This is a genomic window from Arthrobacter sp. NPDC097144, from assembly GCF_044762205.1.
GTDB lineage: Bacteria > Actinomycetota > Actinomycetes > Actinomycetales > Micrococcaceae > Arthrobacter_B.
Window position 1 is genome coordinate 120,510 of sequence record NZ_JBIWDW010000004.1, and the last position, 21,462, is coordinate 141,971.

The 21,462-nt window shown below is 61.4% G+C and carries 30 protein-coding genes; all 30 read left to right on the top strand.

From position 1 onward, the window contains the following. The 30 genes from ACIQXM_RS10455 (at position 1) to map (ending at position 21,270) form a co-directional block, all read left to right on the top strand. The gene (locus ACIQXM_RS10455) at positions 1–684 is read left to right on the top strand and encodes a 3-oxoacid CoA-transferase subunit A (RefSeq protein ID WP_400931165.1); all 684 of its coding nucleotides are present in this window, start codon (positions 1–3) and stop codon (positions 682–684) included. Then, positions 681–1,364 carry a 3-oxoacid CoA-transferase subunit B gene (locus ACIQXM_RS10460; protein ID WP_400931167.1) on the top strand — a complete coding sequence of 228 codons (684 nt, stop codon included), beginning with the start codon at positions 681–683 and terminating at the stop codon, positions 1,362–1,364. Before ACIQXM_RS10455 ends, ACIQXM_RS10460 begins: the two co-directional genes overlap by 4 nt. 33 nt (positions 1,365–1,397) lie before the next feature. After that, positions 1,398–2,189, top strand: coding sequence for an IclR family transcriptional regulator C-terminal domain-containing protein (locus ACIQXM_RS10465; RefSeq protein WP_400931169.1), 792 nt, complete (start codon positions 1,398–1,400; stop codon positions 2,187–2,189). 308 nt (positions 2,190–2,497) lie between these two features. Beyond that, entirely contained in the window at positions 2,498–2,872 is a 375-nt protein-coding gene (gene rpsL / locus ACIQXM_RS10470) for a 30S ribosomal protein S12 (protein WP_104052742.1), read from the top strand. A gap of 1 nt (position 2,873) precedes the next feature. Further along, a complete protein-coding gene (gene rpsG / locus ACIQXM_RS10475) occupies positions 2,874–3,344 on the top strand; it encodes a 30S ribosomal protein S7 (protein ID WP_104052741.1) in 471 nt (156 codons plus the stop codon). Positions 3,345–3,460: 116 nt separating this feature from the next. Next, positions 3,461–5,575: an elongation factor G gene (gene fusA, locus ACIQXM_RS10480; RefSeq protein ID WP_400931172.1), complete on the top strand. Its 2,115-nt coding sequence runs from the start codon at positions 3,461–3,463 to the stop codon at positions 5,573–5,575. Between the two features lie 224 nt (positions 5,576–5,799). Beyond that, on the top strand, positions 5,800–6,990 hold the full coding sequence (gene tuf / locus ACIQXM_RS10485; protein WP_341393387.1) for an elongation factor Tu: 1,191 nt from the start codon (positions 5,800–5,802) through the stop codon (positions 6,988–6,990). Positions 6,991–8,454: 1,464 nt separating this feature from the next. Next, entirely contained in the window at positions 8,455–8,763 is a 309-nt protein-coding gene (gene rpsJ / locus ACIQXM_RS10490) for a 30S ribosomal protein S10 (protein WP_003803825.1), read from the top strand. Positions 8,764–8,780: 17 nt separating this feature from the next. After that, the gene (gene rplC, locus ACIQXM_RS10495; RefSeq protein WP_400931176.1) at positions 8,781–9,437 is read left to right on the top strand and encodes a 50S ribosomal protein L3; all 657 of its coding nucleotides are present in this window, start codon (positions 8,781–8,783) and stop codon (positions 9,435–9,437) included. Between the two features lie 4 nt (positions 9,438–9,441). Then, positions 9,442–10,056: a 50S ribosomal protein L4 gene (rplD, locus tag ACIQXM_RS10500; RefSeq protein WP_400931178.1), complete on the top strand. Its 615-nt coding sequence runs from the start codon at positions 9,442–9,444 to the stop codon at positions 10,054–10,056. Then, positions 10,053–10,358, top strand: coding sequence for a 50S ribosomal protein L23 (rplW, locus tag ACIQXM_RS10505; RefSeq protein ID WP_104052736.1), 306 nt, complete (start codon positions 10,053–10,055; stop codon positions 10,356–10,358). The genes rplD and rplW overlap by 4 nt, the downstream gene beginning before the upstream one ends. Positions 10,359–10,388: 30 nt before the next feature. Then, positions 10,389–11,228 (top strand): 50S ribosomal protein L2, encoded by an 840-nt coding sequence (gene rplB, locus ACIQXM_RS10510; protein ID WP_152219783.1) that lies wholly within the window; start codon positions 10,389–10,391, stop codon positions 11,226–11,228. A gap of 12 nt (positions 11,229–11,240) precedes the next feature. Further along, positions 11,241–11,522, top strand: a complete 282-nt coding sequence (gene rpsS, locus ACIQXM_RS10515; RefSeq protein ID WP_104052734.1) for a 30S ribosomal protein S19 — start codon at positions 11,241–11,243, stop codon at positions 11,520–11,522. A gap of 38 nt (positions 11,523–11,560) precedes the next feature. Further along, a complete protein-coding gene (gene rplV, locus ACIQXM_RS10520) occupies positions 11,561–11,926 on the top strand; it encodes a 50S ribosomal protein L22 (protein WP_400931181.1) in 366 nt (121 codons plus the stop codon). Continuing rightward, positions 11,927–12,769 (top strand): 30S ribosomal protein S3, encoded by an 843-nt coding sequence (rpsC, locus tag ACIQXM_RS10525; RefSeq protein ID WP_341393392.1) that lies wholly within the window; start codon positions 11,927–11,929, stop codon positions 12,767–12,769. After that, complete coding sequence (gene rplP / locus ACIQXM_RS10530) at positions 12,770–13,186, top strand: 50S ribosomal protein L16 (RefSeq protein ID WP_104052731.1); 417 nt, start codon at positions 12,770–12,772, stop codon at positions 13,184–13,186. Positions 13,187–13,188: 2 nt separating this feature from the next. After that, a complete protein-coding gene (gene rpmC, locus ACIQXM_RS10535; RefSeq protein ID WP_268910959.1) occupies positions 13,189–13,521 on the top strand; it encodes a 50S ribosomal protein L29 in 333 nt (110 codons plus the stop codon). Next, complete coding sequence (gene rpsQ / locus ACIQXM_RS10540) at positions 13,518–13,823, top strand: 30S ribosomal protein S17 (protein WP_400931185.1); 306 nt, start codon at positions 13,518–13,520, stop codon at positions 13,821–13,823. The genes rpmC and rpsQ overlap by 4 nt, the downstream gene beginning before the upstream one ends. Before the next feature lie 352 nt (positions 13,824–14,175). Then, positions 14,176–14,544: a 50S ribosomal protein L14 gene (gene rplN / locus ACIQXM_RS10545; protein WP_055239356.1), complete on the top strand. Its 369-nt coding sequence runs from the start codon at positions 14,176–14,178 to the stop codon at positions 14,542–14,544. A gap of 3 nt (positions 14,545–14,547) precedes the next feature. Then, positions 14,548–14,907: a 50S ribosomal protein L24 gene (gene rplX, locus ACIQXM_RS10550; RefSeq protein WP_400931187.1), complete on the top strand. Its 360-nt coding sequence runs from the start codon at positions 14,548–14,550 to the stop codon at positions 14,905–14,907. After that, positions 14,907–15,476, top strand: coding sequence for a 50S ribosomal protein L5 (gene rplE / locus ACIQXM_RS10555; protein ID WP_400931189.1), 570 nt, complete (start codon positions 14,907–14,909; stop codon positions 15,474–15,476). Before rplX ends, rplE begins: the two co-directional genes overlap by 1 nt. A 90-nt stretch (positions 15,477–15,566) precedes the next feature. Then, entirely contained in the window at positions 15,567–15,965 is a 399-nt protein-coding gene (rpsH, locus tag ACIQXM_RS10560) for a 30S ribosomal protein S8 (RefSeq protein ID WP_104052725.1), read from the top strand. A gap of 18 nt (positions 15,966–15,983) precedes the next feature. Further along, positions 15,984–16,520 (top strand): 50S ribosomal protein L6, encoded by a 537-nt coding sequence (rplF, locus tag ACIQXM_RS10565; protein WP_400931192.1) that lies wholly within the window; start codon positions 15,984–15,986, stop codon positions 16,518–16,520. 2 nt (positions 16,521–16,522) lie between these two features. Beyond that, the gene (gene rplR, locus ACIQXM_RS10570; RefSeq protein WP_400931194.1) at positions 16,523–16,906 is read left to right on the top strand and encodes a 50S ribosomal protein L18; all 384 of its coding nucleotides are present in this window, start codon (positions 16,523–16,525) and stop codon (positions 16,904–16,906) included. Between the two features lie 29 nt (positions 16,907–16,935). Next, positions 16,936–17,613 carry a 30S ribosomal protein S5 gene (rpsE, locus tag ACIQXM_RS10575; protein WP_181032224.1) on the top strand — a complete coding sequence of 226 codons (678 nt, stop codon included), beginning with the start codon at positions 16,936–16,938 and terminating at the stop codon, positions 17,611–17,613. Further along, positions 17,613–17,825, top strand: coding sequence for a 50S ribosomal protein L30 (gene rpmD, locus ACIQXM_RS10580; RefSeq protein WP_104052721.1), 213 nt, complete (start codon positions 17,613–17,615; stop codon positions 17,823–17,825). Before rpsE ends, rpmD begins: the two co-directional genes overlap by 1 nt. Position 17,826: 1 nt before the next feature. Next, a complete protein-coding gene (gene rplO / locus ACIQXM_RS10585; protein ID WP_400931196.1) occupies positions 17,827–18,291 on the top strand; it encodes a 50S ribosomal protein L15 in 465 nt (154 codons plus the stop codon). Positions 18,292–18,544: 253 nt separating this feature from the next. Next, on the top strand, positions 18,545–19,855 hold the full coding sequence (secY, locus tag ACIQXM_RS10590) for a preprotein translocase subunit SecY (RefSeq protein WP_400931198.1): 1,311 nt from the start codon (positions 18,545–18,547) through the stop codon (positions 19,853–19,855). Continuing rightward, positions 19,852–20,424, top strand: a complete 573-nt coding sequence (locus ACIQXM_RS10595) for an adenylate kinase (RefSeq protein ID WP_400931200.1) — start codon at positions 19,852–19,854, stop codon at positions 20,422–20,424. The genes secY and ACIQXM_RS10595 overlap by 4 nt, the downstream gene beginning before the upstream one ends. Before the next feature lie 15 nt (positions 20,425–20,439). Then, the gene (gene map, locus ACIQXM_RS10600; RefSeq protein WP_400931202.1) at positions 20,440–21,270 is read left to right on the top strand and encodes a type I methionyl aminopeptidase; all 831 of its coding nucleotides are present in this window, start codon (positions 20,440–20,442) and stop codon (positions 21,268–21,270) included. Positions 21,271–21,462 lie beyond the last annotated feature (192 nt).

Genomic DNA, 21,462 nt, shown 5'->3' on the forward strand with positions numbered 1-21,462 from the left:
ATGCTCAGGATTGTGCAGGATGTGGACGAAGCCGTTGCGCCCATTACCGACGGCGCCACCGTCATGATCGGCGGATTCGGCAAAGCCGGACAACCCGTGGAATTGATTGAGGCACTGCTGAGGCAGGGGGCCGCGAACCTGACGGTGGTGAACAACAACGCGGGCAACGGCGAGAACGGCCTGGCTGCGCTCATTGGAGCCGGCCGGGTGAAGAAAATCATCTGCTCCTTTCCGCGGCAGTCCGACTCGCAGGTTTTCGATGCGAAGTTCCGGACCGGAGAAATCGAACTCGAGCTGGTGCCGCAGGGCAACCTGGCCGAGCGGATCCGTGCCGCGGGTGCGGGCATCGGCGGCTTCTTCACGCCCACGGGGTACGGAACCATGCTCGCCGAAGGCAAGGAGACCCGAATGATCGACGGCCGGGGTTACGTCTTGGAATCCCCGCTCGCTGCGGACTTCGCCTTGGTCAAAGCACTGCGCGCCGACCGCAGCGGAAACCTCGTCTACCGCAAGACCGCCCGCAATTTCGGTCCCATCATGGCCGCGGCCGCCGCGAACGCCATCGTCCAGGTCCGCGACGTCGTGGACCCCGGAGACATCGATCCGGAGAACGTCATCACTCCGGGCATCTACGTGAACACCTTGGTGCGCGTGGCAAAGGAACAGGAGCCGGCAGCAGCATGAATACCTCAGGTACAGCTACCCGAACGGACACCGGCACGCGCCTGGACAAGTTTCAGCTCGCGGAACTGGTGGCGCGGGATATCGCTCCGGGCTCTTACGTCAACCTGGGCATCGGCCAGCCGACCCTGGTGTCCAACTACCTTGTGCCGGAACAAAGCATCACCCTTCACACTGAGAACGGGATGCTGGGGATGGGTCCCCAGGCGCAGGGAAATGACATCGACGGCGACCTGATCAATGCCGGAAAGATCCCGGTTACTGAGCTGCCGGGAGCGGCGTACTTCCACCACGCGGATTCCTTCGCCATCATGCGCGGCGGGCACCTGGATGTCTGCGTGCTGGGAGCATTCCAGGTCTCGGCTTCGGGCGACCTGGCCAACTGGCACACCGGTGCCGCCGATGCCATCCCTGCGGTCGGGGGAGCCATGGACCTGGCAACCGGCGCAAAAGACGTCTATGTCATGATGTCCCTGTTCACCCGTGAAGGGATCAGCAAACTGGTCCGGCAGTGCAGTTACCCCCTGACGGGGGTGGGCTGCGTGACCCGCGTCTACACTAATGAAGCGGTCTTCCTGCTGAAGGAGGGCGGCGTGCACGTGCGCGAAACCTTCGGAATCAGCTTCGAGGAGCTGAGTGCCGCGATGGACGTTCCGCTGATCCGCGATCCGGCCGGCGCCTGAGACAGGGCCGGCACCGCTATCCATAAGGGAGACATGAGCGAGAACTCCGCTGCCAGCGGCCAGCACGTCCAGTCACTGGCCCGCGGCCTGAACGTGATCCGGGCATTTGACGCCGACCACGTCAGCATGACCCTGAGCGAAGTTTCCCGCCGAACCGGACTTACCCGCGCCACCGCCCGGCGGTTCCTGCTGACCTTGGCGGACTTGGGCTACATGCGCACCGACGGCCGCAAGTTTGAGCTGACGGCCCAGGTGCTGAACCTGGGCTATTCCTACCTCTCGGGGCAGACATTCCCGCAGCTGGCTCAGCCTTTGCTGGAAGACCTCTCCCGCACTGTCCTGGAGTCAACGTCCGCGTCCATCCTGGATGGTCAGGAGATCGTCTACGTAGCCCGTATCCACACGCGTCGGCTGATGCGGGCCGGTATCGCCGTCGGTACCAGGTTCCCGGCCTACGCCACCTCTATGGGCCGGGTATTGCTGGCCGGCCTGCCGGATGCGGACCTGGAGCGGTACCTTTCTCACGTGCGGCCGGAGCCGCTCACGGAGCGGACCATAACCGCGGTTCCTGCTCTGCGTGAACAAATCCGCCGGGTACGCCAGGCCGGCTGGGCGGTGGTGGACCAGGAGCTTGAGGCGGGGCTGCGGTCTGTGGCCGTACCGGTCCGCGGTCCCGGGGGAGATGTGATTGCAGCCATCAACACGTCCATGCAGGCAACGCTGGGCGCCGCCGGGAGTACGCTGGATGAAGCTGTGGCGGCGGTGCTGCCGCATTTGCAGCAGACATCGGCGAAGATTACCGCCGCACTGGTGGCCGGGAGCTAGCTTCCGAATGTGATTCCACCCATACCGGCCGGCAGTGGAGCTTAAGTCTGTTAGACTTGTAATCAATTGTTTGTGTGGCAGTGGATGAAGGACGCTCAGCGTAGCGGACCTGTTTCCGGGTTGCAGGGTTCCTGTGCAACGAATGCCACACTTTTGCACGCCTACGGTCGCTTTCGGTGAGAGCTTCTGAGCTTTCACGGCATTGCGGCAACGACGACTTACGCGCATCGCCTCGGCTGTTTCGACAGCTGACAGCGGGGCGGAGCAACCAAGAGAATTTATCTCGAGAAAAAACGGAGAACACGAAAGTGCCTACGATTCAGCAGCTGGTCCGCAAGGGCCGGTCACCCAAGGTCTCTAAGACCAAGGCTCCTGCCCTCCAGGGCAGCCCGATGCGCCGTGGTGTCTGCACCCGCGTTTACACCACCACCCCGAAGAAGCCGAACTCTGCGCTCCGTAAGGTTGCCCGCGTGCGCCTGAACGGCGGCATCGAAGTTACTGCTTACATCCCCGGTGTGGGCCACAACCTGCAGGAACACTCCATCGTCCTCGTTCGCGGTGGTCGTGTGAAGGACCTGCCCGGTGTTCGTTACAAGATCGTTCGCGGCGCACTTGACACCCAGGGTGTTAAGAACCGCAAGCAGGCTCGCAGCCGTTACGGCGCGAAGATGGAGAAGAAGTAATATGCCCCGCAAGGGTCCGGCCCCCAAGCGGCCGCTCGTACTGGATCCCGTTTACGGCTCCCCGCTGGTCACTCAGCTGATCAACAAGGTTCTCGTAGACGGCAAGAAGTCCACCGCTGAGCGCATTGTTTACGGTGCACTCGCAGGCGCTCAGGAGAAGACCGGGGGAGACCCCGTTGCAGCCCTGAAGAAGGCCATGGACAACATCAAGCCGAGCCTTGAGGTCAAGTCCCGCCGCGTCGGCGGCGCCACCTACCAGGTTCCGGTTGAGGTCAAGCCGGGCCGTGCAACTGCACTGGCCCTGCGCTGGCTGGTTGGCTACTCCAAGGCCCGCCGCGAGAAGACCATGACCGAGCGTCTTCGCAACGAAATCCTGGACGCTTCCAACGGTCTTGGTGCAGCTGTGAAGCGCCGCGAGGACACCCACAAGATGGCTGAGTCCAACAAGGCCTTCGCCCACTACCGCTGGTAAAAAGCCTGGCCGACGGCGGCCGCTCCTGAAGGCCCTGCATCCCGCTTTGGCGGGGTGCAGGGCCCAAAGCAGATAAACGCAGTCGAACCGGCGAACACCAAATATAGGGAGAAACCGTGGCACTTGACGTGCTTACCGACCTGAACAAGGTCCGCAACATCGGCATCATGGCCCACATTGATGCCGGCAAGACCACCACCACCGAGCGCATCCTGTTCTACACCGGTGTCAACCACAAGATTGGCGAGACGCACGATGGTGCGTCCACCATGGACTGGATGGCACAGGAGCAGGAGCGGGGTATCACCATTACCTCCGCAGCAACCACCTGCTACTGGGACAACAACCAGATCAACATCATCGACACGCCGGGTCACGTTGACTTCACTGTCGAGGTTGAGCGGTCCCTGCGCGTGCTTGACGGCGCCGTAGCCGTATTCGACGGCAAGGAAGGCGTGGAGCCGCAGTCTGAGACTGTTTGGCGCCAGGCTGACAAGTACAACGTTCCGCGTATCTGCTTCGTCAACAAGATGGACAAGCTCGGCGCTGACTTCTACTTCACCGTCGACACGATCATCAACCGTCTTGGTGCCAAGCCGCTGGTTCTCCAGCTGCCCATCGGTGCCGAGAGCGAATTCGAGGGCGTCGTCGACCTCCTCGAAATGCGCGCCCTGACCTGGCGCGGCGACTCCAAGGGTGATGTCACCATGGGCGCCAAGTACGAAATCGAGCCGATCCCCGCAGACCTGCAGGAAAAGGCCGAAGAGTACCGCGCCGCACTGATTGAGACCGTTGCAGAAGCCAGCGACGAGCTGATGAACAAGTACCTCGAGGGCGAAGAAATCTCCATCGAGGAACTCAAGGCCGGCATCCGCCACCTGACCATCAACTCGCTGGTCTACCCGGTTCTCTGCGGCTCCGCGTTCAAGAACCGCGGCGTTCAGCCGATGCTTGACGCCGTCGTCGACTACCTGCCCAGCCCGCTTGACGTCCCGAACATCAAGGGCCACGACATCCGCGACGAAGAGGTCATCCTCGAACGCGCCGCTGATGCCAACGCTCCGTTCTCGGCTCTGGCATTCAAGGTTGTGACGCACCCGTTCTTCGGCCGTCTGACCTACATCCGCGTGTACTCCGGTCACGCTGCTTCCGGCGCCCAGGTCATGAACGCGACCAAGCAGAAGAAGGAGCGCATCGGAAAGCTCTTCCAGATGCACGCCAACAAGGAAAACCCGGTTGACGAGATCACGACGGGTCACATCTACGCTGCGATCGGCCTGAAGGACACAACCACGGGTGACACCCTGTGCGACCTTCAGAACCCGATCGTGCTGGAATCCATGAGCTTCCCGGAGCCCGTGATTTCCGTGGCCATCGAACCGAAGACCAAGGGTGACCAGGAGAAGCTCTCCACGGCCATCCAGAAGCTCTCCGAAGAGGACCCGACCTTCCAGGTCTCCCTCGACGAAGACACAGGCCAGACCATCATCGCCGGTATGGGCGAGTTGCACCTGGACATCCTGGTTGACCGCATGCGCCGCGAGTTCCGCGTCGAAGCCAACGTGGGCAAGCCCCAGGTTGCTTACCGCGAAACCATCAAGCGCGCTGTGGCCAAGCATGACTACACGCACAAGAAGCAGACCGGTGGTTCGGGCCAGTTCGCAAAGGTCCAGATCGCCATCGAGCCGCTGGACACTTCTGACGGCACGTTCTACGAGTTCGAGAACAAGGTCACCGGTGGCCGTATTCCTCGCGAATACATCCCCAGCGTTGACCAGGGTATCCAGAGCGCGCTCACCGATGGTGTCCTCGCCGGTTACCCGGTTGTCGGTATCAAGGCAAGCCTGCTTGACGGTGCTTACCACGATGTTGACTCCTCGGAAATGGCGTTCAAGATCGCCGGGCGTCAGGCTTTCAAGGAAGCCGCACGCATGGCGAACCCTGTTCTGCTCGAACCGCTGATGGATGTTGAAGTCCGCACCCCTGAGGAATACATGGGTGAAGTTATCGGTGACATCAACTCCCGCCGCGGACAGATGCAGTCCATGGAAGACGCCGCAGGCGTGAAGGTCATCCGCGCCCACGTGCCGCTGTCCGGCATGTTCGGGTACATCGGCGACCTGCGTTCCAAGACGCAGGGACGCGCTGTGTACTCCATGTCGTTCAACAGCTACGCCGAGGTCCCGAAGGCAGTTGCCGACGAGATCATTCAGAAGACGCGCGGAGAGTAAAACCCTGGTTGGTGTTCCGGGGGAAACTTTGGAACACCAGCCGTGTGCAGCGGGCCAGGGCTTCGGCCGGAAGCCCGCTGCATAGCCAGACTGAGCGGCCTCGCCAGGCTGCTGCGGATATACGGCAATTTCATCAAATAAACAGCCCCCAGTAGACTTACATCAGTTTCAGCAGCGAGAAGCGCTGTTGGAGATTGAGTCTTCAACCTTTCTAGGAGGAACCCGTGGCGAAGGCAAAGTTCGAGCGGACTAAGCCGCACGTCAACATCGGCACCATTGGTCACGTTGACCATGGAAAGACGACGTTGACCGCTGCCATTTCGAAGGTGCTTGCTGACAAGTACCCTGATCTGAATGAAAAGCGCGATTTCGCTGCTATCGACTCTGCACCTGAAGAGCGCCAGCGCGGCATCACCATCAACATCTCGCACATCGAGTACCAGACCGAGAAGCGCCACTACGCACACGTAGACGCCCCCGGTCACGCTGACTACATCAAGAACATGATTACCGGTGCAGCTCAGATGGACGGCGCAATCCTCGTGGTTGCCGCTACCGACGGTCCGATGGCTCAGACCCGCGAGCACGTTCTGCTCGCCCGCCAGGTTGGTGTTCCCTACCTGCTGGTCGCACTGAACAAGTCCGACATGGTCGACGATGAGGAACTGCTGGACCTCGTTGAAATGGAAGTTCGCGAACTGCTGAGCTCCCAGGAATTCGACGGCGACAACGCTCCCGTCGTACGCGTCTCCGGCCTCAAGGCTCTGGAAGGCGACCCCAAGTGGGTTGCGTCCGTCGAAGAGCTGATGGAAGCCGTTGACAACAACGTGCCGGACCCGATCCGCGACAAGGACAAGCCGTTCCTGATGCCGATCGAGGACGTCTTCACGATCACCGGTCGTGGAACTGTTGTCACGGGCCGCGCCGAGCGCGGTACCCTTGCCATCAACTCCGAGGTCGAGATCGTCGGTATCCGTCCGGTCCAGAAGACCACGGTTACCGGTATCGAGATGTTCCACAAGCAGCTTGACGAAGCATGGGCAGGCGAGAACTGTGGTCTCCTGCTCCGCGGCATCAAGCGCGAAGACGTAGAGCGCGGCCAGGTCATCGTGAAGCCGGGTTCCATTACCCCGCACACCGACTTCGAAGCCAACGTCTACATCCTGTCCAAGGATGAAGGCGGACGCCACAACCCGTTCTACTCGAACTACCGCCCGCAGTTCTACTTCCGTACCACGGACGTAACCGGCGTTATCACCCTGCCTGAGGGCACGGAAATGGTTATGCCCGGCGATAACACTGAGATGACCGTTGAGCTCATCCAGCCCATCGCCATGGAAGAAGGCCTCGGCTTCGCTATCCGTGAAGGTGGCCGCACCGTTGGTTCAGGCCGCGTCACCAAGATCATCAAGTAATTTTATTTACTTGCTGAGTCTTCGGTAAGGATCCGGCCTTCGGGCCTGGAAACAAGCCGATGAACGTCCCCGCTGCGCAAGCAGCGGGGACGTTCTTGCGTTAACGCGGCTTTAGCTCGCAGGCACCGGTGGAAGCCGCTATCCCCGGACGCCTGGCAAATGCTGCGGACGGTGCTGCAGGACCGGATTCACCGGGGGCGGCTTGGGGCAGCTGACGCGGACGGCCCGGTGGGGGAGTACCGAAGTGCTGGTGCTGCTTCTGGGCTTTGGCGTCGGTTGGTTCGCGCGGGGGAGCAGTCCGGCCTCCGGTGCGGCGGCCGGGCAGGCCGGTGGAATTGGAGAGCGGAACCAGACAGAACTTCTTGCCCGGGCATACGACGACGGATATGAGCTTGGCCGGCGATCAGCGTCCGGTGCCGTTGGCGCAGGAGTGCTCGCAGCGAGCCCGGAAGCGCCCGCCGAACGGGCGTCTTCACCCGCCTCACCTGCTGCGGTTGGCCGCCTGCGGGCGCTCCACAGCCTGCGGCCGTTGAGCAGGTGTTGGGAGGCTGTTTACGGTATGGGGAGCGGCCGGAGTCGCCTTTGCCGTCCTCTGGTACCTGCGCGGCTACATCTTTCTGGTGTGGGCCCTGCTGGCCGCGGGTCTGGCCGTCTGGCCGTTGAACCGGGTGCGGGCAGACACCGCCGCCGGGCCCGGTACCTAAACTCTGTCCGCCGCACGGCCTGGGGGCCGGCCAGCGGTTGGTTTAGGATCGTGTGATGGAACTGTTGATCATCCTTGCCGTGATTGTGGCTGTGGCCGGAGCCGTTGCCTGGGGACGCCGCACCTTTCGGCATGAAATTGACCGGACAAAGCGGATTCGCCGATCAAACCGCCGCCCTTAGGCGCGAGAGGGTGGGCTGACCGCGGTTTTCCGCGGCCGCTGCCCTGCGCTAAACTGGGGAACGTTGGCTTAGCGGACAAAGGCTGACCACGGCAACCGCCCGTGCGCAGACCAATGGCGCAGGGGCGTTCGCACCCTTAGTCCGACAAAGCACCACAGGGCCAAACAGCTGCGGATGACCGCGGCGGGCCCAACGGCAGCGATGCCGCCGATTGGCGCTATCGCCGCCGTTCTGGCAGACTAGAGAAGTTGTTCAAGCGCTTTTGTGCCCACATGTCTCCGGTTGATCTGAACAGATCGGCAAAAGGAACGTGATGAGATTGCGTCCCGGTCAGGATAATGCCTGATGCAGGGTCGAATCCTTCAGGGGAAAAGCCCATATATAACCCGCCCCCAATCTTGCCCAGGGCGTCGCAGATACAGCATCCGCGACACGCCCGAGCGCGGGGGTCGGAGCCTCGGCAGGGTGAGGAACCCGGATTTATCCGGATTCAGTCTGTTGGAGGAGTGCCAGGCCGTAAAGGCAGCTAGGTACAAAAACTGTACAGAGAGCAATACTCGAAGAAAGAGGCACGACGCCATGGCGGGACAAAAAATCCGCATCCGGCTGAAGTCGTATGACCACGAGGTCATCGACGTATCAGCACGGAAGATCGTTGAGACGGTCACGCGTGCAGGCGCAACGGTAGTAGGCCCCGTGCCGCTGCCCACGGAAAAGAACGTGTACTGCGTTATCCGTTCGCCGCACAAGTACAAGGACAGCCGCGAGCACTTTGAAATGCGCACGCACAAGCGTCTGATCGACATCATTGACCCCACGCCTAAGGCCGTTGACTCGCTGATGCGTCTTGACCTGCCTGCAGACGTGAACATCGAAATCAAGCTGTAGGGGGGGAGCGGATACTTATGTCTACTTCACTTACACGCCAGGTCAAGGGCCTTCTGGGCACCAAGCTGGGCATGACCCAGGTCTGGGACGAGAACAACAAGCTCATCCCCGTCACGGTTGTCCAGGCTGACTCAAACGTCATTACTCAGCTGCGCAACGCGGAAAAGGACGGCTACACCGCCGTTCAGATCGGCTACGGCCAGATCGACCCGCGCAAGGTGACCAAGCCGCTGGCCGGCCACTTTGAAAAGGCAGGCGTTACGCCTCGCCGCCACGTTGTTGAACTGCGTACCGCAGACGCCGACACCTACGAGCTGGGCCAGGAACTCTCCGTTGAGATTTTCGAAGCCGGCCAGAAGGTCGACGTCACCGGAACCTCCAAGGGCAAGGGCTTTGCCGGTGTCATGAAGCGTCACGGCTTCCACGGCGTCGGTGCCTCCCACGGTGCACACAAGAACCACCGTAAGCCCGGTTCCATCGGTGGCGCATCCACCCCGGGCCGCGTCTTCAAGGGCGTTCGGATGGCTGGCCGTATGGGCGCCGTCCGCCACACCACGATGAACCTCACGGTTCACGGTGTGGACGCTGAGAAGTCGCTGCTTCTGATCAAGGGTGCCGTTCCCGGCGCCCGCGGCCAGGTCGTCCTCGTACGCACCGCCGTGAAGGGAGCTTAGTCTCATGGCTAACGAAACCACTGTTGAATTCCCCGCAGCGCTCTTCGACGTTCAGACGAACGTTCCGCTTCTGCACCAGGTAGTAGTTGCTCAGCTTGCAGCTGCCCGCCAGGGTACGCACAAGACGAAGACCCGCGCAGAGGTCTCCGGTGCAGGCCGCAAGCCGTTCAAGCAGAAGGGTACCGGCCGCGCCCGTCAGGGTTCCATCCGTGCACCTCACATGACCGGTGGTGGCGTGGTTCACGGACCGACGCCCCGCGACTACAGCCAGCGCACCCCCAAGAAGATGATTGCCGCCGCACTTCGCGGAGCACTCTCCGACCGGGCACGCAACGGCCGCATCCACGTGCTGGAAACCCTGGTAGCCGGCGAAACGCCGTCCACCAAGGCTGCACGCGAGTCCCTGCGTTCACTTACCGAGCGCAAGAACATGCTCGTTGTCATCGAGCGCGCCAATGACGTTGCTGCACTGTCCGTGCGTAACCTCACCGCTGTTCACGTGATCTACGTAGATCAGCTGAACACGTACGACGTGCTGGTTGCCGACGACGTGGTCTTCACCAAGGCTGCCTACGACGAGTTCGTCGGCAAGAACACTGTCAAGGAGGACGCCAAGTGAGCGCGACCACCGCTAAGGACCCTCGCGACGTAGTGCTTGCACCCGTCGTTTCGGAAAAGAGCTACGGCCTGATCGACGAAGGTAAGTACACCTTCCTGGTCGACCCCCGCTCCAACAAGACCGAGATCAAGCTGGCCGTGGAGAAAATCTTCTCCGTCAAGGTCGACTCGATCAACACCATCAACCGTGCCGGTAAGCGCAAGCGGACCAAGTTCGGATGGGGACAGCGCAAGAACACCAAGCGCGCCATTGTCACCCTGAAGGACGGCACAATCGACATCTTCGGCGGTCCGCTCAGCTAGGGCGGAGACCACTTTAACGAGGAATAAATAATGGGAATCCGTAAATACAAGCCGACTACCCCGGGCCGTCGCGGCTCGAGCGTAGCCGACTTCACTGAAATCACGCGGTCGACGCCGGAAAAGTCGTTGGTACGCCCGCTGCCCAAAAAGGGCGGCCGTAACAACACCGGTAAGATCACGACCAGGCACAAGGGTGGTGGACACAAGCGTCAGTACCGTCTGATCGACTTCCGCCGCCACGACAAGGACGGCGTCGACGCTCGCGTTGCCGAGATCGAATACGATCCGAACCGTACCGCTCGCATTGCGCTGCTGCACTACGTTGATGGCACCAAGCGTTACATCATTGCTCCGAACAAGCTCAAGCAGGGCGACCACGTAGAGGCCGGAGCCGGCGCTGACATCAAGCCCGGCAACAACCTGCCCCTGCGCAACATCCCCGTGGGTACCACCATCCACGCAGTTGAGCTGCGTCCGGGCGGCGGCGCCAAGATGGCCCGCTCCGCCGGTGCATCGGTTCAGCTTGTTGCCAAGGAAGGCCGCTTCGCCCAGCTGCGTCTGCCTTCCGGCGAAATCCGCAACGTTGACGCACGCTGCCGCGCAACCATCGGCGAGGTCGGCAATGCCGAGCAGTCGAACATCAACTGGGGTAAGGCCGGCCGTATGCGCTGGAAGGGCGTACGCCCGACCGTCCGCGGTGTCGCCATGAACCCGGTCGACCACCCGCACGGTGGTGGTGAAGGTAAGACCTCCGGTGGACGCCACCCGGTCAACCCGAACGGTAAGCGCGAAGGCCGCACACGCCGCCCCAATAAAGAGAGCGACAACCTCATTGTGCGTCGCCGTCGTTCCGGCAAGAACAAGCGATAGGAGCCTGGAAACATGCCACGCAGCCTGAAGAAAGGCCCCTTCGTCGACCAGCACCTGTTCCTTAAGGTAGCGGCCGAAAACGAAAAGGGCACCAAGAACGTCATCAAGACGTGGTCCCGTCGTTCGATGATCATCCCCGACATGCTCGGGCACACGATCGCCGTTCATGACGGACGTAAGCACATTCCGGTGTTTGTCACCGAGTCGATGGTCGGGCACAAGCTCGGCGAATTCGCTCTGACGCGGACATTCCGCGGCCATGTGAAGGACGACCGCAAGGGCAAGCGCCGCTAGGCGCTGCTCTTTCGGCAGAAGACGAGAGAAGGAAAGCAATGGAAGCCAAGGCAATTGCGCGTCATATCCGCGTAACGCCTATGAAGGCCCGGCGCGTCGTCAACCTTGTTCGTGGCAAGCAAGCGAATGAGGCTCTGGCAATTCTGAAGTTTGCCCCCCAGGCAGCATCGGAGCCGGTACTTAAGGTAGTTCAGTCGGCCATGGCCAACGCACGAGTCCTCGCGGACCGTGACGGCGTGGCCTTCGACGAGGGTGACCTCTTCATCAGCGAAGCATTCGTTGACGAAGGGCCCACCATGAAGCGGTTCCAGCCCCGTGCACAGGGCCGCGCGTACCGCATCAACAAGCGGACCAGCCACGTCACTGTGGTTGTCGCAACCCCCAAAATCGAGGAGGAACGCTAAGTGGGACAGAAGGTAAACCCGCACGGGTTCCGACTCGGCATCACCACTGACCACGTATCGCACTGGTTTGCTGACAGCAACAAGCCGGGCCAGCGTTACAAGGACTTTGTCCGCGAGGACATCAAGATCCGTCAGCTCATGTCCACCGGCATGGATCGCGCCGGCATCGCCAAGGTTGAGATCGAGCGCACCCGTGACCGTGTCCGCGTGGATATCCACACGGCACGTCCGGGTATCGTTATCGGCCGCCGCGGCGCTGAAGCAGACCGCATCCGCGGCGAGCTGGAGAAGCTCACGGGCAAGCAGGTTCAGCTGAACATCCTCGAGGTCAAGAACCCCGAGATGGAAGCACAGCTTGTTGCCCAGGGTGTTGCAGAGCAGCTCTCTTCCCGCGTGGCTTTCCGCCGTGCAATGAAGAAGGCCATCCAGTCCGCACAGCGTGCAGGCGCCAAGGGTATCCGTATCCAGTGCTCCGGCCGTCTGGGCGGCGCTGAAATGAGCCGTTCGGAGTTCTACCGCGAAGGCCGTGTGCCCCTGCACACCCTCCGCGCGCAGATCGACTACGGTTTCTTCGAAGCCAAGACCACCTTCGGCCGCATCGGCGTGAAGGTATGGATCTACAAGGGCGACGTCACCGCTAAGGAACTGGCTGCACAGCAGGCTGCTGCACCGTCCCGCGGCCGCTCCAGCGACCGTCCGGGCCGTGGCCCGGCTGACCGCGGAGACCGTGGCGGCGACCGTCGTCGTCGTCCCGAGCGCGGCGACAAGGCTGCCGCTCCTGCTGCTGCAGAGGCTCCGGCCGCTGAGGCAGCTGCCCCCGCAGCAGAAGGAGGACAGGCTTAAATGCTTATCCCACGTCGAGTCAAGTTCCGTAAGCAGCACCACCCGGGTCGTTCCGGCGCTGCAACCGGCGGCACCGCAGTCAGCTTCGGCGAGTGGGGCATCCAGGCTTTGACGCCTGCGTATGTCACCAACCGTCAGATTGAAGCTGCTCGTATTGCCATGACGCGCCACATCAAGCGCGGCGGTAAGGTCTGGATTAACATCTACCCTGACCGTCCCTTGACGAAGAAGCCGGCCGAAACCCGCATGGGTTCCGGTAAGGGTTCTCCGGAGTGGTGGGTTGCAAACGTCAAGCCGGGCCGCGTTCTCTTCGAGATCTCCGGTGTTAATGAAGAGGTAGCTCGTGAGGCCCTGCGCCTGGCGATCCATAAGCTGCCGTTGAAGGCACGCATTGTGCGTCGCGAGGGTGGTGAATAGAAATGGCAATTGGTTCAAAGGAACTGGCACCGAAGCAGCTTGACGGCTTCGATAAGGACCGTCTCGTTGAGGAACTTCGCAAGGCCAAGGAAGAGCTGTTCAACCTGCGCTTCCAGTCCGCAACCGGTCAGCTGGAAAGCCACGGCCGTCTGCGCGTCGTAAAGCGCGACATCGCACGTATCTACACCGTGCTGCGTGAGCGCGAGCTGGGGATTCGTCCCGAGGTTGTTGCTCCCGTTGAGGAAGCAGCTCCTGAAAAGGCAGCGAAGAAGTCCAAGAAGAAGGCTACTGAGTCTGAAGCTGAAGCCAAGGTCGCTGAGGATGATGCCAAATGAGTGAAAACAAGAATGAGGCAGCAGTGACAACTGACGCAAACGGAGCCGGGCCCCGCGGGGACCGGAAGACCGCACGCGGCTACGTGGTTTCTGACAAGATGGATAAGACCGTCGTTGTTCAGGTTGAAGACCGCGTCAAGCACGCCCTGTACGGCAAGGTGCTTCGCCGCACTTCGAAGCTCAAGGCCCACGACGAGCAGAATGCTGCCGGCGTTGGAGACCTCGTGCTGATCGCCGAAACCCGGCCGCTCTCCGCTACGAAGCGGTGGCGCCTGGTCGAGATCCTCGAAAAGGCTAAGTAACCAGCAGTACATCCGGCCGGGCGCCGGCGGGCTGATCCCCTGGGGATGAGCCTGCCGGCAACCGCCAACCGGCGACAGGGCCCCGGCCGCGTTATCATCCGATTTCGCTTCCGGGGCCTTTTCGCGATAAACTTGAAATCTTGTCTGTGCGGTGCGGAAGTGTGTCCAGTTTTGAACTGCTCCTCCTCACCGCCGTATGAGACAAAAGCCCGATAATCTTGTTCGGCACTTTGCCGCGGTCCGCCGCGGTGCACCCCTGGCGGGGAAGTGCTGAGTACCAGTATTACGGGGTCCACCCATATCCGTTCCGCAAGGCTCATAGTGAGAACCGGCGCGACGACAGGAGTAATAAGTGATTCAGCAGGAGTCGCGACTGAAGGTCGCCGACAACACGGGTGCCAAGGAAATCTTGACCATCCGCGTTCTCGGTGGATCCGGCCGTCGCTACGCAGGCATTGGCGACACCATCGTTGCCACCGTCAAGGATGCAATTCCCGGCGGCAACGTCAAAAAGGGCGACGTGGTTAAGGCCGTCATCGTCCGTACCAAGAAGGAACGCCGCCGCCAGGACGGTTCCTACATCAAGTTCGATGAGAACGCTGCAGTGATCTTGAAGAATGACGGAGACCCCCGCGGTACCCGCATCTTCGGCCCGGTCGGCCGCGAACTTCGCGACAAGAAGTTCATGAAGATCATTTCGCTGGCTCCGGAGGTGCTGTAGTCCATGGCAAAAATCAAAAAGGGTGACCTGGTTCAGGTCATCACCGGTGCAAAGGCTGACCGCGGCGGCGACCGCGGCAAGCAGGGCAAGGTTCTGAAGGTTTACACCGACACCAACCGCGTTCTGGTTGAAGGCGTCAACACGGTTAAGAAGCACACCAAGGTTGGACAGTCCTCCAAGGGCTCCAAGACCGGTGGCATCGAGACTGTCGAAGCCCCCATCCACGTTTCCAACGTCGCAGTGGTTGACCCGGAAACGAAGAAGCCGACCCGTGTTGGCTACCGCCAGGAAATCGTCGAAAAAGACGGCCGTGAGCGCACTGTGCGTATCCGCGTCGCCAAGGGCTCTGGGAAGGACCTCTAATGACTGAGACCGTCACCAAGACCGTCCCCCGTCTGAAGACCCGCTACGCAGCGGAAATCAAGCAGACCCTGCAGGACGAATTCAACTACTCGAACGTCAACCAGGTTCCCCGCCTTGTCAAGGTGGTTGTGAACATGGGTGTTGGAGATGCCGCCAAGGACTCCAAGCTCATTGACAGTGCAGTCAAGGACCTGACCCAGATCACGGGTCAGAAGCCGCAGGTTACGAAGGCCCGCAAGTCGATCGCACAGTTCAAGCTGCGCGAAGGCATGCCCATCGGCTGCCACGCAACTCTGCGTGGAGACCGCATGTGGGAATTCGTCGACCGCCTGGTCACCCTGGCTCTGCCGCGTATCCGCGACTTCCGCGGCCTGAACGGCAAGCAGTTCGACGGCAACGGCAACTACACGTTCGGTCTGACCGAACAGTCGATGTTCCACGAAATCGATCAGGACAAGATCGACCGCGTACGCGGCATGGACATCACCGTGGTTACCACCGCAAAGACCGATGACGAGGGACGCGCGCTGCTGAAGGCGCTCGGCTTCCCGTTCAAATCCGAAGATTAATTACTACGTAACAGGTCCGACGGACTCCCGGCCAGGTGCGCCTGAGCCGGATATCCGCAGGAAACCGTTACGAGGGAGGGCAAGAGCCCAATGACAATGACAGATCCTGTCGCAGACATGCTCACGCGTCTGCGCAATGCAAACTCGGCATATCACGATTCCGTGTCCATGCCTTACAGCAAGCTCAAGGCGCGCGTTGCTGACATCCTGAAGGCCGAGGGCTACATCGCCGGCTGGAAGGAAGAAGAAGCCGTGGTTGGCAAGAAGCTGACCCTTGATCTCAAATTCGGTCCGAACCGCGAGCGTTCCATCGCCGGCGTGCGTCGTATCTCCAAGCCCGGTCTGCGCGTTTACGCGAAGTCCACCAACCTGCCGCGTGTTCTCGGTGGTCTGGGTATCGCAATCCTGTCGACGTCGTCAGGTCTCCTGACCGACCGCCAGGCCGCCAAGAAGGGTGTAGGTGGGGAAGTCCTCGCCTACGTCTGGTAGCAGGGAAGGGAAAGAAAAATGTCACGTATTGGACGTCTGCCCATCCCGGTTCCTGCCGGAGTAGATATCGCGATCAACGGCAACGTTGTATCCGTCAAGGGTGCCAAGGGAGAGCTGAGCCACACTGTGCCCAGCCCGATCACCGTCACTCTTGACGACAGCACCATCACCGTTGCCCGCCCGAACGACGAGCGCGAATCCCGTGCCCTTCACGGCCTGACCCGCACCCTGATCAGCAACATGATCACCGGTGTGACCGAGGGTTACAAGAAGGACCTGGAAATCGTTGGTACCGGTTACCGCGTCGTAGCCAAGGGCTCGGACCTCGAGTTCGCCCTGGGTTACAGCCATCCGGTTCCGGTCTCGGCACCCGAGGGCATCACGCTCACCGTCGTGGGCCCCACGAAGGTCACAGTGTCCGGCATCGACAAGCAGCAGGTGGGCGAGGTTTCGGCCAACATCCGCAAGCTGCGTAAGCCCGATCCCTACAAGGGCAAGGGTATTCGTTATGCCGGCGAGATTGTCCGCCGCAAGGTCGGAAAGGCTGGTAAGTAACCATGGCCATCAGCATTAATAAGAAGCGCAATTCCAAGAGCAAGTCGGCTGCGCGTAACCGCCGCCAGCTTCGCATCCGCAAGCGTATCTCCGGCACCGCGGCTCGTCCGCGTCTGGTGGTAAACCGCTCGGCCCGCCACGTATTCGTCCAGGTTGTCGATGACACCCGCGGCGTAACCGTGGCATCGGCTTCCACCATGGAAGCTGACCTGCGCGCACTGGACGGCGACAAGACCGCCAAGTCCAAGCGCGTTGGCGAGCTCGTCGCAGAGCGCGCCAAGGCTGCCGGCGTCGAAGCCGTTGTCTTTGACCGCGGTGGTAACCGCTACCACGGCCGCATTGCTGCAGTTGCAGACGGCGCACGTGAAGGTGGGCTGGCACTGTGACCGAGGTAAACAAGGAAAAGGAAAATCAGGTGACTGAAGCTACAGCTGCTGAGGCAACTGAGACCAAGGACGCCGCCGCTCCCGCCACTGACGACCGCCGCGGCGGACGCAAGGGCGAGCAGCGCTCCGACCGTGGAGGCCGCGGCGAACGCGGTGGCCGCGGTGGCCGCGATGGCGGACGCAACGATGAGAAGGACAAGTTCATTGAACGCGTCGTGACCATCAACCGCGTTGCCAAGGTTGTCAAGGGTGGTCGTCGCTTCAGCTTCACCGCTCTGGTAGTTGTCGGTGACGGCAACGGCATGGTCGGTGTTGGTTACGGCAAGGCCAAGGAAGTTCCCTCCGCAATTGCGAAGGCCGTTGAAGAAGCCAAGAAGACTTTCTTCCGCGTCCCGCGCATCGGTGGAACCATCCCGCACCTGGTCCAGGGCGAAGCTGCTGCAGGCGTCGTCCTGCTGCGTCCGGCTTCCCCGGGTACCGGTGTTATCGCCGGTGGTCCGGTCCGCGCCATTCTCGAATGCGCCGGTATCCACGACGTACTGTCCAAGTCGCTCGGGTCCTCCAACGCCATCAACATCGTGCACGCCACGGTTGATGCGCTGAAGCGCCTCGAAGAGCCTCAGGCAGTGGCTGCACGCCGCGGCCTGCCGCTGGACGAGGTTGTGCCTGCTGCGATGCTCCGCAACATGCAGAAGGCAGGTGCCTGATGACTACTCCGAAGAACGTTGCTGTCAGCACGGCAACTCTGAAGATTACTCAGATTAAGTCCACCATCGGTGGTAAGCAGAATCAGAAGGACACGCTGCGCTCACTGGGCCTGCGACACATCGGTGCTACCACCGTTCGTACCGCAGACGCCGTGACTGTTGGCATGATCAACACGGTTCCGCACCTCGTGAAGGTTGAGGAGGCGAATTAACATGGCCGAAGAAAACAACAATGAGCATGCGCTCAAGGTCCACCACCTTCGTCCGGCACCCGGTGCCAAGACGGCCAAGACCCGTGTTGGCCGCGGTGAAGGTTCCAAGGGTAAGACTGCAGGCCGCGGTACCAAGGGTACGGCTGCGCGCTACCAGGTCAAGGCCGGTTTTGCCGGCGGCCAGCTGCCGCTGCACATGCGCCTGCCGAAGCTTCGCGGCTTCAAGAACCCGTTCCGCGTCGAGTTCCAGGTTGTAAACCTGGACAAGATCTCGGAGCTGTTCCCCGAAGGCGGCGACGTCACGGTGGCCGATCTGGTTGCCAAGGGTGCCGTTCGCAAGAACCAGCCCGTCAAGGTCCTCGGAACCGGCGACATCACCGTCAAGGTGAACGTCACCGCCGATGCCTTCTCCGCCAGTGCGGCAGAGAAGATCACCGCAGCAGGCGGAACGACCACGGCGCTCTAAGCACCGTGTCCGTTTCGTGCAGCGACGTCGGACGGCCGGGAAACCGGCCCCCGACGTCGCCTGCGCGGCAAGCAGGACGTGAACTAAACTCTTGGCGGGCCGCAGCGCGGCCCGCTGGGGGTTTAGTTTTGTTTTAAGGCACTACCGCGCCGCGGGCTCCGGTAACGTTGTACGGAGCTTGAGCGGATAGACTCTGTTTTTGTTACCAGTCCAATCGGACTTCATATACTTCAGATCTCATTCAGGAGGACGCTTGCTTAGCGCTATTGGCCGGGCTTTCCGGACGCCAGACCTGCGACGCAAGCTGTTGTTTACGCTGGGAATCATCACTATCTTCCGCATGGGTGCTTTTATCCCGGCCCCGGGTGTTGACTACGGCAATGTACAGCAGTGCTTAGCTCTGGGTGCCACTTCGGGTGGCCTCTACGAATTCGTTAACCTATTTAGCGGCGGCGCCCTGCTGCAGGTCTCCATCTTTGCCCTGGGCATCATGCCGTACATCACCGCCAGCATCATCGTTCAGCTGCTGCGCGTTGTGATCCCGCACTTCCAGGCACTGTATGAGGAAGGCGCGCAGGGTCAGTCAAAGCTGACGCAGTACACGCGTTACCTCACCATTGCGCTGGGCCTGCTCAATGCCACCACGGTGGTCTCCCTGGCCCGCACCGGTGCGCTGTTCAACAACGCCTGCTCCGTGCCGATCATCCCGGACGACAGCATCATCACGATCCTGCTCCTGATCATCACGCTGACCGCCGGCACCGGCCTCATCATGTGGATGGGTGAACTGGTCACTGAAAAGGGCGTCGGCAACGGCATGTCCCTGCTGATCTTCACGTCCATTGCCGCCGGATTCCCGAGCTCCCTCGGCGCGATCCTGAGTGCCCAGGGCTGGACGGTGTTCCTTGGTGTCCTTGCCCTTGGCGTGCTGGTGGTGGCCCTCGTGATCTTCGTCGAGCAGTCCCAGCGGCGTATCCCGGTCCAGTACGCCAAGCGGATGGTGGGACGCCGTACCGTCGGCGGCACCAACACCTACATCCCGATCAAGGTCAACATGGCCGGCGTGATTCCGGTGATCTTCGCATCCTCGATGCTCTACCTGCCGTCGCTGATCGCCCAGTTCAACACTCCCGCCGAAGGTTCTCCGGCGGCTTGGGTCGTCTGGATCAACAACTACCTGACCAAGGGCGACCACCCGGTCTACATGGCGGTCTACCTTCTGCTGATCGTGTTCTTCACGTACTTCTATGTGTCGATCACATTCAACCCGGAGGAAGTCTCCGAAAACATGAAGAAGTACGGCGGCTTCATCCCCGGCATCCGGGCCGGCCGTCCCACCGCCGAGTACCTGCAGTACGTGCTTTCCCGCATCACCCTGCCCGGCGCCATCTACCTGGGCATTGTTGCCCTGATCCCGCTGATCGCCCTGGTGGCGATCGGTGCCAACCAGAACTTCCCGTTCGGCGGAACCTCGATCCTCATCATGGTTGGCGTGGGGCTCGAAACAGTCAAACAGATTGATGCACAACTGCAGCAACGTCACTATGAAGGGTTATTGCGATGACAAGAATGCTCATTATCGGGCCTCCCGGCGCCGGTAAAGGTACCCAGGCCGCCCGAATTTCGGAGCGGCTGGGAGTCACGGCAATCTCCACCGGAGACATCTTCCGGGCCAACGTAAAGAATGAAACGCCGCTGGGCGTCGAAGCCAAGAAGTACATCGACGCCGGCAACTTCGTGCCGGACTCCGTCACCAACGAGATGGTGCGCAGCCGCCTGATGGAGGACGACGTCAGGGACGGCTTCCTCCTGGACGGTTACCCGCGCACCGCTGCGCAGGTTGAGGAACTGGACGACATCCTGGCCAGCAAGGGCCAGAAGCTCGACGTCGTCCTGCAGCTGACCGCCGATGACGAAGAACTCGTCCAGCGGCTGCTCAAGCGTGCCGAGATCGAAGGACGCGCCGACGACAACGAGGATGTTATCCGCCACCGCCTGGAGCTCTACAAAGCCCAGACCGCCGACGTCGTGTCCAGCTATGACAGCCGCGGCATTGTGGCTCGGGTGGACGGGCTGGGCGGCATCGACGATGTCACCGAGCGCGTGATGGAAGCCCTCAAGGATATTAACTAAAGAGTTAGAAGAGATATGTTCGGCCAGCCTCGAATCCAATACAAAACCAACTCGCAGATGCGCACCATGCGCGAAGCGGGCCTCGTGCTGATCCGGGCGCTTGATGCAGCTGTCGAGTCTGCGGTGGTGGGGGCAACCACCGCAGATATTGACGCAGCATTCGCAGCAGTGCTCAAGGAGGCCGGCGCAACGTCCAACTTCCTCGGCTACCACGGCTACCCGGCAACGGTGTGCGTATCAGTCAATGAAGAGGTTGTGCACGGCATCCCCGGGAAGCGTGTGCTGGAAGACGGGGACATCCTCTCGATCGACGGCGGCGCCGTGGTCAACGGATGGCATTCGGACTCTGCCCGCACGGTCATTGTCGGTACTCCGGATCCGGAGGACCAGCGGCTGTCGGACGTCACGGAGGAAGCCATGTGGCACGGTATCGCCGCTGCCGCCAAGGGCCGCTTCGTGGGAGACATCGGTGCAGCCATCGACGACTATGTTTCCGGCGTCCCGGGCAAACCGCTGGGAATCCTCGAGGACTACGTCGGCCACGGCATCGGAACGGAAATGCATCAGGCCCCGGATGTGCTCAACTACCGGACCTCCCACAACGGACCGAAGCTGCGCCCCGGCCTCTGCCTGGCCATCGAGCCGATGCTGGTTCGCGGCAAGATCGAGACTGTCACGCTGGAAGATGATTGGACCGTGGTGACCACGGACAAGTCGCGTGCTTCCCAGTGGGAGCATTCCGTAGCCATCCATGACAAGGGAATCTGGGTTCTTTCGTCCCCTGACGGGGGAGCCTCACGGCTTGCCCCGCTGGGCGTGACGCCGGTGCCGATTCCCGAAGACTAGGCCCCGCCCGAGTGGTGCGCAGCCCGTTCCGGACTCCCGGGGCGGGCTGCTGCCTTTTCCGGCCTGCGGGCCGGCCGCCGGCGGGATTTAACTTAATGGCCGGTGTCGAGTAGTGTTATCTGTTGGTTGTCTCTACATTCGTGCCCATTTCCAACGTCACGGGCCGCTTCAAAACGGCCTGCCGCGCTGGAA